Source organism: Pseudoxanthomonas sp. G3, assembly GCF_057654715.1.
Map to the genome: position 1 here is coordinate 804,077 of NZ_CM172805.1, position 16,896 is coordinate 820,972.

Genomic DNA, 16,896 nt, shown 5'->3' on the forward strand with positions numbered 1-16,896 from the left:
GCCGGCCTCGCGCCGGCTTCGCTACAATAGCCGGCCCCGTCCTGACGGCACGCCCCCACGGTTCCCGGACATGATCGTCCTCGAAGGCCAATCGGCCTTGTCGCATTTCCGCCGCGCGCGGCTCGAATCCAAGCTCCAGTCCCTCGTTCCCGAAGTTCGCATCCGCGGCGCCTGGCACGTCTATTTCGTCGAAGCCGAGCCGGGCGCGACCCCGGACGTGGCCACCCTGCGCCGCGTGCTGCAGGCCAACGAAGGCGATGTTCCGCAGGCGGCCGGTACCATCTCCCGCTTCGTCACGCCGCGCCTGGGCACCTTGTCGCCGTGGGCCAGCAAGGCCACCGAGTTGCTGCGCGGCGCCGGCCAGCCGGTCAAGCGCGTCGAGCGCGGCCTGCGCATCGACCTGGAAGGTTGGGACGACACCTCGCCGGCGCTTGCCAAGGCGTTGCATGACCCGATGACCCAATCGCTGCTCGCGACCCGCGATCAGGCGCAGGCGCTGTTCACCGCGCCGGCACGCGGCGACCTGGAACGCATCCCGCTGGCGCAGCTGGAAGCCGCCAATGCGCGCCTCGGTCTGGCGCTGGCCGAGGACGAGATCGACTACCTGCGCACGCGTTACACCGAGCTGGGCCGCGATCCGTCCGACGTCGAGCTGATGATGTTCGCGCAGGCCAATTCCGAGCACTGCCGCCACAAGATCTTCAACGCCAGCTGGACCATCGACGGCAAGGAGCAGGACCGTTCCCTGTTCCGGATGATCAAGCACACCCACGCGCAGACGCCCGAGCACACGCTGAGCGCCTACAGCGACAACGCGGCGGTGCTGGAAGGCTATCCGGCCGCGCGCTTCCGTCCGGACGGAAGCGGTCAGTACCGCCTTGAGGCCACCGTCGATTCGGCGTTCTGCATCAAGGTCGAAACCCACAACCATCCCACCGCGATCGCGCCGTTCCCGGGTGCCAGCACTGGCGCCGGCGGCGAGATCCGCGACGAGGGCGCCACCGGTCGCGGCGGCAAGCCCAAGGCCGGCCTGACTGGCTTCTCGGTCTCGCACCTGCGCATCCCCACGCTGCCGCAGCCGTGGGAGGCGCAGCGCGCGCTGAACCCGCGCATGGCACCGGCGCTGGACATCATGCTCGACGGCCCGCTGGGCGGCGCCGCGTTCAACAACGAGTTCGGCCGGCCGAACCTGTTGGGCTACTTCCGTAGTTTCGAACTGCCGGAAGGCGAGACGCTGACCCGCGCCTACGACAAGCCGATCATGCTGGCCGGCGGCCTGGGCGCGATCGACCGCATCCAGGTGGAAAAGAAGACGCTCTCGCCCGGCGACGCCGTGATCGTGCTTGGTGGCCCGGCGATGCTGATCGGCCTGGGCGGCGGCGCCGCCAGTTCGGTGGCCTCCGGCGAGAGCGCCGAAGACCTGGATTTCGCCAGCGTGCAGCGCGACAACCCGGAGATGGAGCGCCGCTGCCAGGAGGTCATCGACCGCTGCGTGGCGATGGGCGAAAACAATCCCATCCTGTGGTTCCACGACGTCGGCGCAGGCGGCCTGTCCAACGCGATTCCCGAGCTGTTGCACGATTCGGGCGTAGGCGGCGTGATCGACCTGGGCAAGGTGCCCAGCGACGATCCCTCGCTGTCGCCGATGCAACTGTGGTGCAACGAATCGCAGGAGCGTTACGTGCTGGGCGTGCCGCAGGCGCGGCTGGCCGAGTTCGCGGCGATCTGCGAACGCGAGCGCTGCCCGTTCGCCGCGGTCGGTGTGGCGACGAAGGAAGAGCGACTTGTAGTGGGCTACGGCGCCTTGGACGATGCTTCCCTTCTCCCTTCGGGAGAAGGTGGCGCGCAACGCCGGATGAGGGGCGACGAAGGTCAGGGTGGTTCCGGCATCACCGGCTCCGGTTCCCCTCACCCCAACCCCTCTCCCGCAGGGAGAGGGGCCTATCCTATCGACCTGCCGATGGACGTGCTGTTCGGCAAGCCGCCGAAGATGCACCGCGATACTGCGCATCCCGCACCGCCGAAGTGGCCTGCGTTGCAGACCGAGGCGCTGGACCTGCATGAAGCAGGCCTGCGCGTGCTCGCGCACCCGACGGTGGCGGCCAAGCAGTTCCTGATCACCATCGGCGACCGCAGCGTCGGCGGCCTGACCGCGCGCGACCAGCTGGTCGGCCCGTGGCAGATGCCGGTGGCCGACTGCGCGATCACGCTGAGCGGCTACGAAGGCTACGTTGGCGAAGCGATGGCCATCGGCGAACGCACGCCGCTGGCCCTGCTTGACGCCGCCGCCGCCGCGCGCATGGCGGTGGGCGAAGCGATCACCAACCTGTGCGCCGCGCCGGTGGAATCGCTGCACCGCGTGAAGCTGTCGGCCAACTGGATGGCCGCCTGCGGCCACCCCGGCGAGGACGCGCTGCTGTTCGACGCGGTGAAGGCCGTGGGCATGGAGCTGTGCCCGGAGCTGGACATCAGTATCCCGGTGGGCAAGGACTCGCTGTCGATGCAGGCGCAGTGGCACAGCGAGGGCCAGGCGCACAAGTCCGTATCGCCGGTCTCGCTGATCATCAGCGCGTTCGCGCCGGTCACCGATGTGCGCCAACAGCTGACGCCGTTGCTGGCCCGCGAGGAGGACAGCGACCTGTGGCTGATCGGCCTGGGCGCGGGCAAGAAGCGCCTCGGCGGTTCGGTGCTGGCGCAGGTCTATCCGCAGTCGGGCGGCGAGGGCGCGTGGCCGGCATTCGCCGGTGAGGGCGTGCCCGACCTCGACGATCCGCAGCGCCTGCGTGATTTCTTCCACCTGATCGCCGATGCGCGCGAGGCCGGCGTGGTGCTCGCCTATCACGACCGCAGCGACGGTGGTGCGTTCGCCGCGCTGTGCGAAATGGCGTTCGCCTCGCATGTCGGTTTGGACATCAATCTCGATGGTTGGGGCGACGATCCCTTCCGTACGTTGTTCGCCGAAGAACTCGGCGCTGTCGTGCAGGTGGCCGCGGAAGACCGCGCTGCGTTCGCCGATCTGGTCGAGCGCCATGCGTTGACCGAATGCGCACAGCGCATCGCGCGCCCGACCACGGCGGCGGCGATTCGCGTGCAGCAGGACGGCGAGGTGCTGGCCGACTGGCGCTGGGAAGATCTGTTCGACGCCTGGTGGTCGGTCACCCATGCCATGCAGAAGCTGCGCGACAACCCGGAGGCCGCGGACCAGGAGCGCGAGGTCGCGCGCCAGTTCGGTCGCACCGGCCTGAAGCCGAAGCTGTCCTTCGATGCCGCCGAGGACGTGGCCGCGCCGTTCATCGCCACGGGCAAGCGCCCGAAGGTCGCGATCCTGCGCGAGCAGGGCGTCAACGGTCAGATCGAGATGGCGTCCGCGTTCTCCCGCGCCGGCTTCGATACGTTCGACGTGCACATGAGCGACCTGATCAGCGGCCGCATCGCCTTGGACGACTTCAGCGGCATCGCGGCCTGCGGCGGCTTCAGCTACGGCGACGTGCTGGGTGCGGGCCGCGGCTGGGCAACCTCGATCCTTGAGCGTCCCGCCCTGCGCGATGCCTTCGCGGCCTTCTTCGCCCGCGACACCACGTTCGCGCTGGGTGTCTGCAACGGCTGCCAGATGATGAGCCAGTTGAAGGACATCATTCCCGGCGCGCAGCACTGGCCCACGTTCCTGCGCAACCAGAGCGAGCAGTTCGAAGCACGCGTGGCGTTGCTGGAGGTGCAGGAGTCGCCGTCGGTGTTCTTCCGCGGCATGGCCGGTTCGCGCATCCCGGTCGCGGTGGCGCATGGCGAAGGTCGCGCGGCATTCGACGGCGCCGTCGACCAGGCGGCCGCGCGCGTGGCCTTGCGTTATGTGGACGGCGACGGCCAGGTGGCCACGCGGTATCCGCAAAACCCCAACGGCTCGCCTGATGGCATCACCGGCCTGACCAGCGACGACGGCCGCGCGACCATCCTGATGCCGCACCCGGAACGCACGCCGCGCAGCGCCAACCACAGCTGGCATCCGGCCGGCTGGCCGGACGATTCGCCGTGGCTGCGCATGTTCCGCAACGCGCGGGTGTGGGTCGGATGAACCGGCGGCTCGCGGCGACGCGGGCCACGCCGGTCGGACGCGCCACCTGATAAAGTCGGTGCGTCCAGGAGGTTTCCGTGAACGCAGTCGTGTCCGACCCCTCGCTTTCCGCCGACGAGCGCATCGTCGCCGCGCTGCTTGCGCGCGGAAGGCTGAAGGAAACCGATCTCGCGCGGGCTCGCCGGTTGCAGGAAGAGACCGGCGGCAGCCTGCTCGCGCTGCTGTCGCGCCTGGGGCTGGTCTCCGAGCGCGACTATGCCGAGACGACGGCCGAGGTGCTCGATCTGCCGTTGGTCAGCGCCAAGGACGCGCCGGATGCGCCGCCGGAATCGGTGGTGCTCTCGCAGCGCTTCATGAAGCAGTTCCATGTGTGCCCGGTGGGCGAGGGCGAGTTCCATGTGGACGCGCTGATGGCCGATCCGCAGGATGCGTACGTGCTCGACGCATTGCGTCTGGCCACCGGCCGTACGGTGAGGCCGCGGGTCGCATTGCGGTCCGAAATCGACGACCTGGTCGAGCGCTACTACGGCCAGGGCCGTAGCGCGATGGGCGCCATCGTCGAGAACGCGGATGGCGAGACTACCGCCGATCTGGACGATGTCGAGCACCTGCGCGACCTCGCGTCCGAGGCGCCGGTCATCCGCTTGGTCAACCTGGTGATCCAGCGCGCCGTCGAGCTGCGCGCGTCGGACATCCACATCGAGCCGTTCGAGAACCGCTTGAAGGTGCGCTATCGCATCGACGGCGTGCTGGAAGAGGGCGAGAGCCCGCCCGCCAACCTCACCGCGGCGGTGATCAGCCGCGTGAAGATCATGGCCAAGCTCAACATCGCCGAGCGCCGCCTGCCGCAGGACGGCCGCATCATGCTGCGTGTGCAGGGCAAGGAGCTGGATCTGCGCGTGTCCACCGTGCCCACTGCGCACGGCGAGAGCGTAGTGATGCGCCTGCTCGACCGTGAGACCGTGGTCTTCGATTTCAAGCGACTGGGCTTCACCGACGCCTTCCTCCCGCAGTTTCAGAAAGTGCTGGAGCAGCCGCACGGCATCCTGCTGGTCACCGGCCCCACCGGTTCGGGCAAGACGACCACGCTGTACACCGCGCTGAGCAAGCTCAACACCAGTGACGTGAAGATCATCACCGTCGAGGATCCGGTCGAATATCAGATCGAAGGTATCAACCAGATCCAGGCCAAGCCGCAGATCGGGCTGGATTTCGCCAGCGCGCTGCGCAGCATCGTGCGCCAGGACCCGGACATCATCATGATCGGCGAAATGCGCGACCTGGAAACCGCGCGCATCGCGATCCAGTCCGCGCTGACCGGCCACCTGGTGCTGTCCACGCTGCACACCAACAACGCGTCCGGTGGCATCACCCGCCTGCTCGACATGGGTGTTGAGGATTACCTGCTGACTTCCACGGTCAACGGCATCCTCGCCCAGCGCCTGGTGCGCCGGCTGGAGTTGTCCAGCGCCGAGCGCTATCCGGCGTCGCCGGAGGAGATCGAGAAGTTCGGCCTGCGCCGGTTCCAGCCGGCGGGCGAGATCTTCCTCTTCCGGCCCCGCGCCTCGGCCATCGCGCCGACGGGTTATCTTGGCCGCACGACGATCATGGAATTCCTGGTCATGAACGACGAGATCCGCCGTGCGGTGATGCGTCATGCCGGCATGGGCGAGATCGAGCAGCTCGCACGCGGGGCGGGCATGCGCACGATGTACGAGGACGGCATCGCGAAGGCGCTGGCCGGCGAGACCACGATCGAGGAAGTGCTGCGCGTCACCGAGGAGGGTTGAGCATGGCGAAGACCTGGATGCAGGCGTGCCTGATGGCGGCCGTGCTGGCGGTGTTGCCGGCCGCGGCGAAGGACAAGGCACCGCGCACGCTCGCGCGCGCTGAACTGCCGCAGGGTTTCGCGATCGGCAGCGGTTCGCCGGTGCTGGCGCTGCAGGTGGAGGTCGTCGATGGCAAGGTGGCCTCCTGGGCGCCGGCGGGCGCGGGCAGCGGCAACCTGCGCGGCACCCGCAGCGGCGACGCCACGCAGACCACGCTGATGGTCTCCAGCGGGCTGCCGGAGGCGATCAAGTTCGACCTCTACGTCTCCACCGATGGCGAGCGCTTCGAGTACGCCAGTACCTGCGGCGTCACGCCGGGCGTGTCCTCGTTCGAGATGTGGGAACGGCCGATCACCGCGTTCGCGATGGGCAACCCGCGGGTGTTGCCGAACGGGCGCATGAGCTGCGACTGATCCGTCCCACCCGTATTTGCTCAGGAAGGCCCGGCGCATGCCGGGCCTTCGCCGTTCTGGGGATCTTCGCTGCACTGCGGCTTTCCGCCGGGGCGGCGGTAAGGAAAACTACGCTGATGTAAACGCTTACATGAGCGGGGTGTCGATGCGCAGGATCATGGCGGCGGGGCTGGCGGTCACGTGGCTGGCGATGGCGGGCGGTGTGCACGGGGCGGAAGGCCGCACCTATGCCAATCCCATCGATATCGACTACCGCTACAACTTCGAACAGGAGAGCCGGGGCGTGTCGTATCGCACCGGCGCCGATCCGGCGGTGGTCCGTCACGGCGACGCGTACTACCTGTTCCAGACGCTGGCCGATGGCTATTGGCGTTCCACCGATCTGGTGGACTGGACGTTCATCTCGCCCAGCCGGTGGCCGTTCGACAGCATGGTGGCGCCGGCCGTGATTTCCGATGGCGATCGCCTGCTGGTCATGCGTTCGCTGTTCACGCCGGGCGCGGTGCTGGTGTCGCGCGATCCGGCGAAGGGCCGTTTCGACTTCCTCACCCGCATGCTGCCGGAACTGCCGAATGCGGTCGCGCCGGGACGCGATGTGGGCCTGAAGGGGTGGCGCAACGGCGATCCGCAGCCGGACAAGATCCCGCCCGGTCCGTGGGACCCCGCCTTCTTCAAGGACGACGACGGACGCTGGTATCTCTACTGGGGTTCGTCGGATACGTTCCCGCTGTACGGCATCGAACTCGACATGGCGAAGGGCATGCGTTACCTCGGCACGCCGCGCGCATTGCTGGCACTGGACCCGGACCAGCACGGCTGGGAACGCTTCGGCCAGGACCATCGCGGCGCGTTCTATGCGGACGGCAAGCCGGTGGGCAACTTCATGGAAGGGGCGTGGATGACGAAGGTGGGTGGCCGCTACTACCTGCAGTACGGCGCGCCCGGCACCGAGCACAACGCCTACGCGACCGGCACGTACGTCGGCGACAGTCCGCTCGGCCCCTTCACGTACGCGCCGTACAACCCGGTGGGCTACAAGCCCGGTGGTTTCGTACAGGGCGCAGGCCACGGTTCCACCTTTCAGGACGTGCACGGCAACTGGTGGAACACCGGCACGCCGTGGCTGGGCCGCAACTGGACATTCGAACGCCGCATCGCCATGTTCCCCGCGGCCTTCAGTGGCGACGGCCAGATGTCGGTCAGCACGCGCTTCGGCGATTTCCCGCATTACGTGCCGGGCGGACCGAACGCGGATCCGGAGGCGCTGTTCACCGGCTGGATGCTGCTGTCCTACCGCAAGCGCGCATCGGCCTCCAGCACGCGGGACGGCTTCGATGCCGGCAACGTCACCGACGAGAACCCGCGCACGCTGTGGGTCGCCGGCACCGCCGCGGCGGGCCAGACGCTGACCGTGGATCTGGGCGCGTTGAAGACCGTGCGTGCGGTGCAGGTCAACTTCGGCGACTACGACTCCGGACGTTTCGGGGACGCCGATGACATCTATACCGAGTTCGTTCTGGAACACTCGCTGGACGGGCGGCGCTGGCAACCCCTGGCGTCCACCCCGGCCCCGCGCCGCGATCGGCCCAATGCCTATCTCGAACTGCCGGTGCCGGTGCGTACGCGCCATGTACGTTACGTGCACGGGCATGTCGGCGCGGCGCACTTGGCCATCAGCGACCTGCGCGTGTTCGGCAACGCGGACGGTCCCGCGCCGAAGGCGCCCCGCCAGGTAACGGCACGACGCGATGCGGATCCGCGCAACGCCTTCGTGCGGTGGCAGCCGGTCAAGGGCGCCGTGGGTTACAACGTGCGCTGGGGCATCGCCGCCGATCGCCTGAACTCGACCTACCAGGTCTTCGCCGACCAGCCTGCGCAACTCGAGCTGCGCGCGCTCAGTCGCGGCGTGGGGTATCACGTCGCCGTGGAGGCGTTCGACGAGAACGGCGTGTCCGCACTCAGTCCGACGGTCGCCATTCCCTGAGGGAACAGATGCGGGGTCCGGCCCGATGCCGGACCCCGCTGCGGGTTACAGATCGATACCGAAGCCTACGCCAGCCGACTTCTCGTCGCCGCTGAACGCACCGCCGATACTGAACGATGCGCGCTCGCCGATCGGCTTCGAGTAGCCGAGCGACAGGGCGTTCTCACCGTTCTGCCAGCCTGCACCCACGGCGATGCGTCCGCGCGGACTGCGGCTTCCGGCCGCGTTGATCGCCATGTTGAGCATGGCCGAGCTCATCGCCCCCATCCTGTCGAGACGGCGGTCCTGTTCAGAGAACCGGCGGTTGACGTCGCCGCGGAAGGCGTTGAAGTCGTCCTCCAGCGCCTTGACCTGGAAATCGGCGTAGGCCTTCGCGCTGGCCAACGTATCGGCCGATGAGGCATCGGTGTAGCTGCGCGCGCTCTCCAGCGTGGCGACATCGCCGGCATCGGCGTACGCGGCCGCTGCCGCAGGTGCGTCGGCGGGATCGGCCGATGCGGTCACGGCCGGTTGGCTGCTGGCGACCGCGCCATCGCCGGTGGTGCTCGCGCCGGTCGCCGTGCCACGTGCGGATCCACTGCCGGTGCCGCCCGACGAGGCACTCCCGGTAGATGCCGTCTCACTGGCATCCGTCGCGCGCGCCTGGCTTCCCTGCGTGGGCGCCGTGCCGCTGGCGGAGGTGGCGGAGGTGGCGGCAGCATTGACGCTCAACTCGTCGTACATGCCGAACAACTGGTTGAGCTTCGCATCGACCGCGGTGAACGCGGCGCCTACGTTGTTGTAGGACGTGCCCTGGATCGTGTAGCTGGGCGCGATGAAGATGCCGCCCGAAAAGCCGGCGCCGCCACCCAAAGCGCTGGCCACGGAACTCAGCTGCGACAGGTTGACGGCATCGGTGGCGACCGTGCCGGCGGCGACGTTGGTGATCTGGCGTTCGCTGCCGACGCTGCCGACGGAGACGGTGTCCTCGCGATCGGCGACGGAGTCGCCGCCGATGGCCACACTGTTGTCGGCTTCCGCCGTGGCCAGATTGCCGAGGGCGACGGCATTGAAGCCGGGCGTGTAGGCGCCGCCGCCGACGGCGACGGAGTAATCGCCCGACGCTTCGGTCGGCACGAAGCCGAAGAACGCACCGCCGACGGCCACGCTGTTGTCGCCGCTGGCCACCGCATTCGATCCCAGCGCGGTCGCGTCGTAGTTGCTCGCCACTGCGCCAAAGCCCAGCGCCGTCGCGCTCTCCTGCGATGCTTCGGCGCCATAACCGAACGCCGCCGCACCGAAGGCGGACGCGCTGCTGTAACCGCCTACGGCGGTGGCCGCATTCTCGGAGGCGTCGCTGCGGAAGCCGACCGCGGTGGCCTGGACGCCCGATGCGCTGGCTTCGGTGCCCAACGCGGAGGCATAGGCACCGGATGCGTTCGCGCCTGCACCGACGGCGCTTGCACCCACTTCACCTGCGACGGCACCGGCACCGACGGCCGTGGCGTCGTCCGCCGTGGCTTCGGTGCTGGCATAGGCCGGGTTGCCGTCCTCATCCAGCAGCGGATCGCCGTTCTCGTCGAGCAACTGGCGCTGTCCGCCGATGGCGACGGCGCCCGCACCGTCGGCTTGCGCGCCGGTGCCGTTGGCCACGCTGTTCGCGCCCGTCGCGGTGGCATTGAAGCCGGTCGCCGTCGCGCCGTCCGCCAGGGCGAAGGCACCCGAGCCGGTCGCGGTCGCGCCGATGCCTTCCGCCAATGCGGCCGAACCCGAGGCCGTGGCGTAGTCGCCGGTCGCGACCGCATCGTCGCTGCCGTCGCCCGCGCCGTTGGCCTTGAAGTAGCGCGTGGCGTTCCCGGACGCTTCGGCGACGGCATTGAGCTGGTCCAGATTCACCGCATCGGTGCCCTCGGTGCCGGCGGCGACGTTCGTGATCTGCCGCTCACTGCCCACGTCGCCCACCGAGACCGTGTTGTCGCGGTCGGCGGTGGAATTGGCACCCAACGCCACGCTGTTGTCGCCCCACGCCGTGCTGTAGAAGCCGACCGCGGTGCTGTTATCACCGCTGGCCCACGATTCGGCACCCAGCGCGGTGGCGTAGTCGCCGGGGGCGTAGGAAAAGAAGCCCGCCGCGGTGCTTTCCAGACCCGAAGCCTCGGCCAGGCTGCCCGCGGCGAGGCTGTAGTCGCCGGCCGCGATCGCACCGGAGCCGAAGGCTGCGGCACTGAGGCCGCTGGCTTGCGTGTACACGAGGAGGCCGAAGCCCGGGATCAAGTCCGCCGGACCGCCGACCGCGACGCTGTAGTCGCCGGTCGCGCCGCTGGCATGGCCGAAGCTCGACGCGTACGCACCCGTCGCGGTACTGCCATAGCCGAACGCGGCACTGGCTTCGCCGCTGGCTTCGCTCAACACGCCGAACGCCGCGCTGCCGAGGCCCGACGCCAGGCTGCCGGAGCCGACGGCCGTCGCGCCCAGGCCGGAGGCGACCGTGTTGACGGTGATCGGATTGCCGTCGGCGTCGAAGGCGTCGACCTGGCCGCCGATGGCGGTGCTGGATTCGCCGCTCGCTTCGGCACTGCTGCCATTGGCCACGCTGTTGCTGCCCGTCGCGGTGGCGTTGAAGCCGGTCGCGGTCGCGCCGTCGGCGAGCGCGAAGGCGCCCGAGCCGGTCGCGGTCGCACCGATGCCTTCCGCCAACGCGGCCGAACCGGAGGCCGTGGCGTAATCGCCACTGGCGACCGCGTCGTCGCTGCCGTCGCCCTCGCCATTGGCCTTGAAGTAGCGGGTCGCGTCTTCCGCCGCCTCGGCGACGGCATTCAACTGGTCCAGATTGACCGCATCGGTGCCTTCGGTGCCGGCCGCGACGTTGGTGATCTGGCGTTCGTTGCCGGCGCTACCGACGGAGACGGTGTCTTCGCGATCGGCGATCGAATCGCCGCCGATGGCCACGCTGTTGTCGGCTTCGGCCGTGGCCAGGTTGCCCAACGCGACCGCGTTGAAGCCCGGCGTGTACGCGCCGCCACCGACGGCGACCGAATAGTCGCCCGAGGCTTCGGTCGGGATCAGGCCGAAGAACGCGCCACCGACGGCCACGCTGTTGTCGCCACTGGCGATCGAATTCGAACCCAACGCGGTGGCATCCCAGTTGCTGGCGACGGCACCGAAGCCCAGCGCGGTGGCGCTGTTGCCGCTGGCTTCCGCGCCATATCCGAAGGCGGCCGCACCGAAGTTCGAGGCGGTGCTGTAGCTGCCGACCGCCGTGGCCGCATCATCGGAGGCATCGCTGCGGAAACCGATGGCCGTGGACTGGATACCCGATGCGCTGGCCTCGGTGCCCAGCGCGGACGAGTAAGCGCCCGAAGCATTCGCACCCGCGCCGAGCGCGCTCGCGCCGGCTTCACCCGCGACCGCGCCGGCACCGATCGCGGTGGCGTCCTCGGCCGTGGCTTCGGTGCTGGCATACACGGGATTTCCGTCTTCATCGAGCACCGGATCGCCGTTCTCGTCGAGCACCAGCCGTTGCCCGCCGATGGCCACGGCGCCATCGCCCGCCGCTTGCGCATTCGTCCCGTTCGCCACGCTGTTGACGCCGGTGGCCGTGGCGTTGAAGCCGGTGGCGGTTGCGCCGTCCGCCAAAGCGAAGGCGCCCGAGCCGGTCGCCGTCGCGCCCACGCCTTCCGCCAGCGCCGCGGAGCCGGAGGCCGTGGCGTAATCGCCGGTCGCGACCGCGTCGTCCGTGCCGTCGCCGGCGCCATTGGCCTTGAAGTAGCGCGTGGCGTTCGCGGACGCGTCGGCCACCGCGTTGAGCTGGTCCAGGTTCACCGCATCGGTGCCCTCGGTGCCCGCGGCCACGTTGGTGATCTGCCGTTCGTTGCCGGCGCTGCCGACGGAAACGGAATCTTCGCGGTCGGCCACCGAATCACCACCTAGCGCGATGCTGTTGTCCGCGATGGCGGATGCGAGGTTGCCGAATGCGCTGGCATTGGTGCCCGCCGCCCAGGCGCCGCCACCGACGGCCGTGGAGAAATCACCCGAGGCCTCGGTGGGCAGGAAGCCGAGCAGCGATGCGCCCACCGCCACGCTGTTGTAGCCCGTAGCGAGCGACCCGGAACCCAGCGCGGTGCTGTCGCCGCCACTGGCTTCGGCACCATAGCCGAGCGCGCTGTCGAACGCGCCCGATGCGTTCGCGAAACCGCCGATCGCCACCGTGGCGATGCCGGTCGCGCTGCTGGTGTGGCCCGCCGCCAGTGCCTGCGCGCCCGATGCATTCGAGGCGCTGCCGAAGGCACCCGCATAGGCGCCTGTCGTCTGGCTGCCCGTGCCGACGGCCGTTGCGCCTGCGGCCGCCGCGTTCGCCTGCGTGCCCACGGACGTCGCGTTCTGGCCGCTCGCAGTGCTCTGGCTGCCCAGCGCGGTCGCGCCCTGCGCGCTGGCACTGCTGTCGTATCCCACCGCCGTGGCCTGCACGCCGGTGGCTTCGGCAAGACCGCCTACTGCGGTGGCACCGCTCTTGTTGGCGATGCTCTTGTAGCCCAAGGCCACCGCATGGCGTCCCGAGGCGTCGACCCCGTCGCCGCACGACACCGCGTTCTCGCCAGGGCGGCCGTCCTTGATCGGATTCCCGCGCGCATCCACACAGTAGGCGGGTCCCGTTCCGATCTGCGGCTTGTCGTTCTGAGGCGGGCCTTTCTGCTTGTCATTGGACCCTGCATGCGCGAGCGGCATGCCTGCCAGCAGGGCCGACGCGAGCAGCGCGACGCCCAGTCGCGCACGCACGCGCGCACCGGACGACATCACGCCATGCGCACGACGCGCGAACTCGGAGGCCACCACCAGCGCGCCGAGAGAGGGGTTCCACACCTTGCTGTAAATCCTGTTCATGGATCACGTCCTTCATCTGTGTTTTCGGGGGAATACGACAGCACCCGTGCCCGCATGGCATGGGGGTCAAGGCGGACTACGTCAGGCAAACACGGCACGGCACGCGACGGGGAAGACGCGTCGCCGCGGCGCACGAAGCAATGAGAACGAAGGGCGCGCAGGAATGGATAGGCGGACGCGCATGCGCCGCTGTCTGCGCGGGAGAAACGTCGCGGCGATGCCGCGCGAAGAGACGTGCAAGTGTTTCCGTGAAACAAGATTTCGCGTCAGCGAAAGAGTCCCGCATTCCCCATCCCCTCATCCCGAGATGACATCCAACAGCTCCGTGTGATCGAACACTACAGCCGCGTTGTGCAATTTGCGAGGAGTTTGCTACGTTCGACAAAACGCGACGGAACCGCTGAAAACAAGGCGTTAACGCCATGTGTAAGTGATGTGCAGAGCGTGTATGCGTCGCGTGAAGAGTGTCGTGGCAGGTAAACAGGGGTACGCGCACGATCCGCTTGAAAGGGAAGTCGCAAGTCGTTGAGTAGACACGTCGTAAATGGGTTAACCCGTTCGTTCATTCTTGTAGACATGGAGCAGGTCAAGTGAATTCAAATTCCTCTTACCGCAATTCGCGTCGTCGTCCCCTCGTCGCTGCGCTTGGCGCAGTACTGGTGCTTGGGGCCGCTGCCGGCACGGCTTCAGCAGGCGATGTCAGTACAGCAGGCCTTCGCGATGGCGAAACCTATGATCGTTTCATCGTGAAGTACCGCGATGGCAGCACCGCGCGCGCCAGTAGCGCCACGTTGCAGCGCTCACTCCTGGGCGCGGTGTCGCGCGCCGCGCTGGGTCCCGCGAACGGCCGGGCAGTGAGCGCTGCCAAGTTGCGTCGCCTCGGCATCGGCGCCGAACTGGTGCAGACCTCGCGCAAGCTCGATCGCGTGGAAGCGGAAAGCCTGCTTCGCCAGCTGGCCACGGATCCGGACGTCGAGTTCGTCGAGGTGGACGCGCGCCGCTACGCGCGCCTGGTGCCCAACGATACCTACTACAACCAGTATCAGTGGCATTTCAAGGATCCGGTGGGTGGCATCAACCTGCCGGCGGCCTGGGATAGTGCGACCGGCGCGGGCGTGGTGGTGGCGGTGCTGGACACCGGCATCACGACGCACAGCGACCTCGATGCGAACATCCTGCCCGGCTACGACTTCATCAGCGACACGTTCGTCTCGCGCGACGGCGACGGGCGCGACGCGAACCCGAGCGACGAAGGCGACTGGAATCCTGTGGCGGGCGAGTGCTACACCGGCTCGCCGGTGCAGGACAGCAGTTGGCACGGCACGCACGTGGCCGGCACGGTCGCCGAAGTGACAAACAACGCGAAAGGCATGGCCGGCGGCGCGTTCAACGCAAAGGTCGTGCCCGCGCGCGTGCTCGGCCGCTGCGGTGGTTACACCTCGGACATCTCCGATGCCGTGATCTGGGCGTCCGGCGGCACGGTGGCCGGTGTGCCGGCCAATGCGAATCCCGCCGAAGTGATCAATCTCAGCCTAGGCGGTTCCGGCGCGTGCAGTGCGGTGGAGCAGAACGCGTTCAACATCGCCATCGCCAATGGCAGCACCGTGGTGGTGGCGGCCGGCAACGATGCGGGCAATGTCAGCGGCTACTCGCCCGGCAACTGCACCGGCGTGATCACGGTGGCCGCCACGCGCATCACCGGTGGGATCGCGTCGTACTCCAACTACGGCAACCGGATCGACATCTCGGCGCCGGGCGGCGGCGGTGGCGTGGATGGCAATCCCGGCGGCTACGTCTGGTCGACCGGCAACGCGGGCACCACGGTGCCGACCACCGAGACCTACTTCGGCATGGGCGGCACGTCGATGTCGGCACCGCACGTGGCGGCTGTCGTGGCGCTGATGCAGAGCGTCGCGGAAACGCCGCTGACCCCGGCGCAGGTGCTGGCTACATTGAAGTCGACCGCGCGCCCGTTCCCCGTGGCGCCCCCCGGGAACCGACCCATCGGGGCGGGTATCGTCAACGCGGCGGCGGCGGTGCAGGCGGTCATCGGTGGTGGCGAACCGCCGACGGCCACCGTGCTGACCAACAACGTGGCCGTCGGCGGCAACACGGGGGCGAAGGATGCGGTGGTTCAGTACGCCCTGGTCGTACCGGCGGGTGCGACGAACCTGTCCTTCATCAGTTTCGGTGGTACCGGCAACGCCGACGTGTACGTGAAGTTCGGCAGCGCCGCGACCGCGACGAACTACGACCTGCGCTCTGCGCGTCCGGGGAACAACGAGGTGATCAACATCGCGACCCCGCAAGCGGGCACGTACTACGTGTCGCTGGTGGGCAAGACGAAGTTTGCCAACGTCAGCGTGCGGGGCAGCTTCACATCACCTTGAGGACCGGGTGACAAGGTACAGCGGCCCCGGGGAAACCGGGGCCGTCCGTTTCCGTGCGGCAGTGCGCATGACGCTGGCCCGGCGAATGCGGTAAGTTGGCGCATTCTCCGTCGCCTGTCCTGCATGCCGCTTTACCGCTACAAGGCCCTCAACGCGCATGGCGAGATGCTGGAAGGCCAGATGGAAGCCGCCAGCGACGCCGAGGTGGTGGCGCGCCTGCAGGAACAGGGCCACCTGCCGGTCGAAGCCGCGCCGGCGGTAGGCGGCGTAGGGCGCAGCTGGAGCCAGCTGTGGCGTCCGAACGCCTTCGCCGGCGACCGGCTGGTGCAGTTCACCCAGCAACTAGCCACGCTGTTGAGCGCGGGTCAGCCGCTCGACCGCGCGCTGGGCATCCTGTTGGACCTGCCCGAAGACGAGAAGGCGCGCCGGGTCATCACCGACATCCGCGACGGCGTGCGCAGCGGCGCACCGCTGTCGACGGCGCTGGAACGCCAGCACGGTCTCTTTTCCCGGCTGTACGTCAACATGGTGCGCGCCGGCGAAGCTGGCGGCAGCCTGCACGATACGCTGCAGCGCCTGGGCGATTACCTGGAGCGCAGCCGGGCATTGAAGGGGCGCGTTATCAATGCGCTGGTCTACCCCGCGATCCTGCTGGTGGTCGTGGGCCTGGCGCTGCTGTTCCTACTCGGCTATGTGGTGCCGCAGTTCGCGGTGATGTACGAAAGCCTGGACGTGACGCTACCGTGGTTCACCCGCGGCGTGCTGTGGATCGGCAGTTTCGTTCGCGATTTCTGGTTCGTGCTGCTCGCCGTGCCGGCGCTGGCGGTGTTGTGGTTGGACCGTCGACGCCGCGACCCCGCATTCCGAGGCCGCCTCGATGCGTGGCTGCTGGGGCGTCCGCTGGCGGGTCCGCTGCTGGCGCGCCTGGAGACGGCCCGCCTGGCGCGCACGCTCGGCACGCTGCTGAAGAACGGCGTGCCGCTGCTGACGGCGCTGGGCATCGCCCGCAACGTGCTGGGTAACCGCGCACTGGCGGCGGACGTCGATGCCGCGGCCGACGATGTGAAGAACGGGCATGGCCTGTCGTCCTCGCTGGGCAAGGGCAAGCGGTTCCCCCGCCTGGCCCTGCAGATGATCCAGGTAGGCGAGGAATCGGGCGCCCTGGACAGCATGTTGCTGAAGACGGCCGAGACCTTCGAGCAGGAAACCGCTCAGGTGCTGGACCGTATGCTGGCCGCCCTCGTCCCCGCCATCACCCTGATCCTGGCTGCGGTGGTGGGCGTCGTCATCATCGCCGTGCTGGTCCCCCTGTACGATCTGACCGGCGCCATCAACTGAGAACACCGGAGAG

7 protein-coding genes are annotated in these 16,896 nt (G+C 68.6%); 6 read left to right on the forward strand and 1 reads right to left on the reverse strand.

Annotation, left to right across the window (positions count from 1 at the left end):
- Window positions 1-70: 70 nt before the first annotated feature.
- From purL to AC23D6_RS03685, 4 genes are all read left to right on the forward strand, one after another.
- Window positions 71-4,069: a phosphoribosylformylglycinamidine synthase gene (purL, locus tag AC23D6_RS03670; RefSeq protein WP_487751477.1), complete on the forward strand. Its 3,999-nt coding sequence runs from the start codon at window positions 71-73 to the stop codon at window positions 4,067-4,069.
- Between the two features lie 77 nt (window positions 4,070-4,146).
- Complete coding sequence (gene gspE, locus AC23D6_RS03675; protein ID WP_487751478.1) at window positions 4,147-5,859, forward strand: type II secretion system ATPase GspE; 1,713 nt, start codon at window positions 4,147-4,149, stop codon at window positions 5,857-5,859.
- A 2-nt stretch (window positions 5,860-5,861) separates the two neighbouring features.
- Complete coding sequence (locus AC23D6_RS03680) at window positions 5,862-6,311, forward strand: hypothetical protein (protein WP_487751479.1); 450 nt, start codon at window positions 5,862-5,864, stop codon at window positions 6,309-6,311.
- A gap of 145 nt (window positions 6,312-6,456) precedes the next feature.
- Window positions 6,457-8,295 carry a family 43 glycosylhydrolase gene (locus AC23D6_RS03685; protein ID WP_487751480.1) on the forward strand — a complete coding sequence of 613 codons (1,839 nt, stop codon included), beginning with the start codon at window positions 6,457-6,459 and terminating at the stop codon, window positions 8,293-8,295.
- A gap of 45 nt (window positions 8,296-8,340) precedes the next feature.
- On the opposite strand, the gene AC23D6_RS03690 is transcribed toward AC23D6_RS03685, so the two are convergent.
- Complete coding sequence (locus AC23D6_RS03690; protein WP_487751481.1) at window positions 8,341-13,155, reverse strand: ESPR-type extended signal peptide-containing protein; 4,815 nt, start codon at window positions 13,153-13,155, stop codon at window positions 8,341-8,343.
- Between the two features lie 590 nt (window positions 13,156-13,745).
- Between AC23D6_RS03690 and AC23D6_RS03695 the strand changes: the two genes are divergently transcribed.
- Together AC23D6_RS03695 and xpsF are read left to right on the forward strand one after the other, a co-directional pair.
- Window positions 13,746-15,545 (forward strand): S8 family peptidase, encoded by a 1,800-nt coding sequence (locus tag AC23D6_RS03695; protein ID WP_487751482.1) that lies wholly within the window; start codon window positions 13,746-13,748, stop codon window positions 15,543-15,545.
- Between the two features lie 123 nt (window positions 15,546-15,668).
- Window positions 15,669-16,883: a type II secretion system protein XpsF gene (gene xpsF, locus AC23D6_RS03700; RefSeq protein WP_487751483.1), complete on the forward strand. Its 1,215-nt coding sequence runs from the start codon at window positions 15,669-15,671 to the stop codon at window positions 16,881-16,883.
- Window positions 16,884-16,896 lie beyond the last annotated feature (13 nt).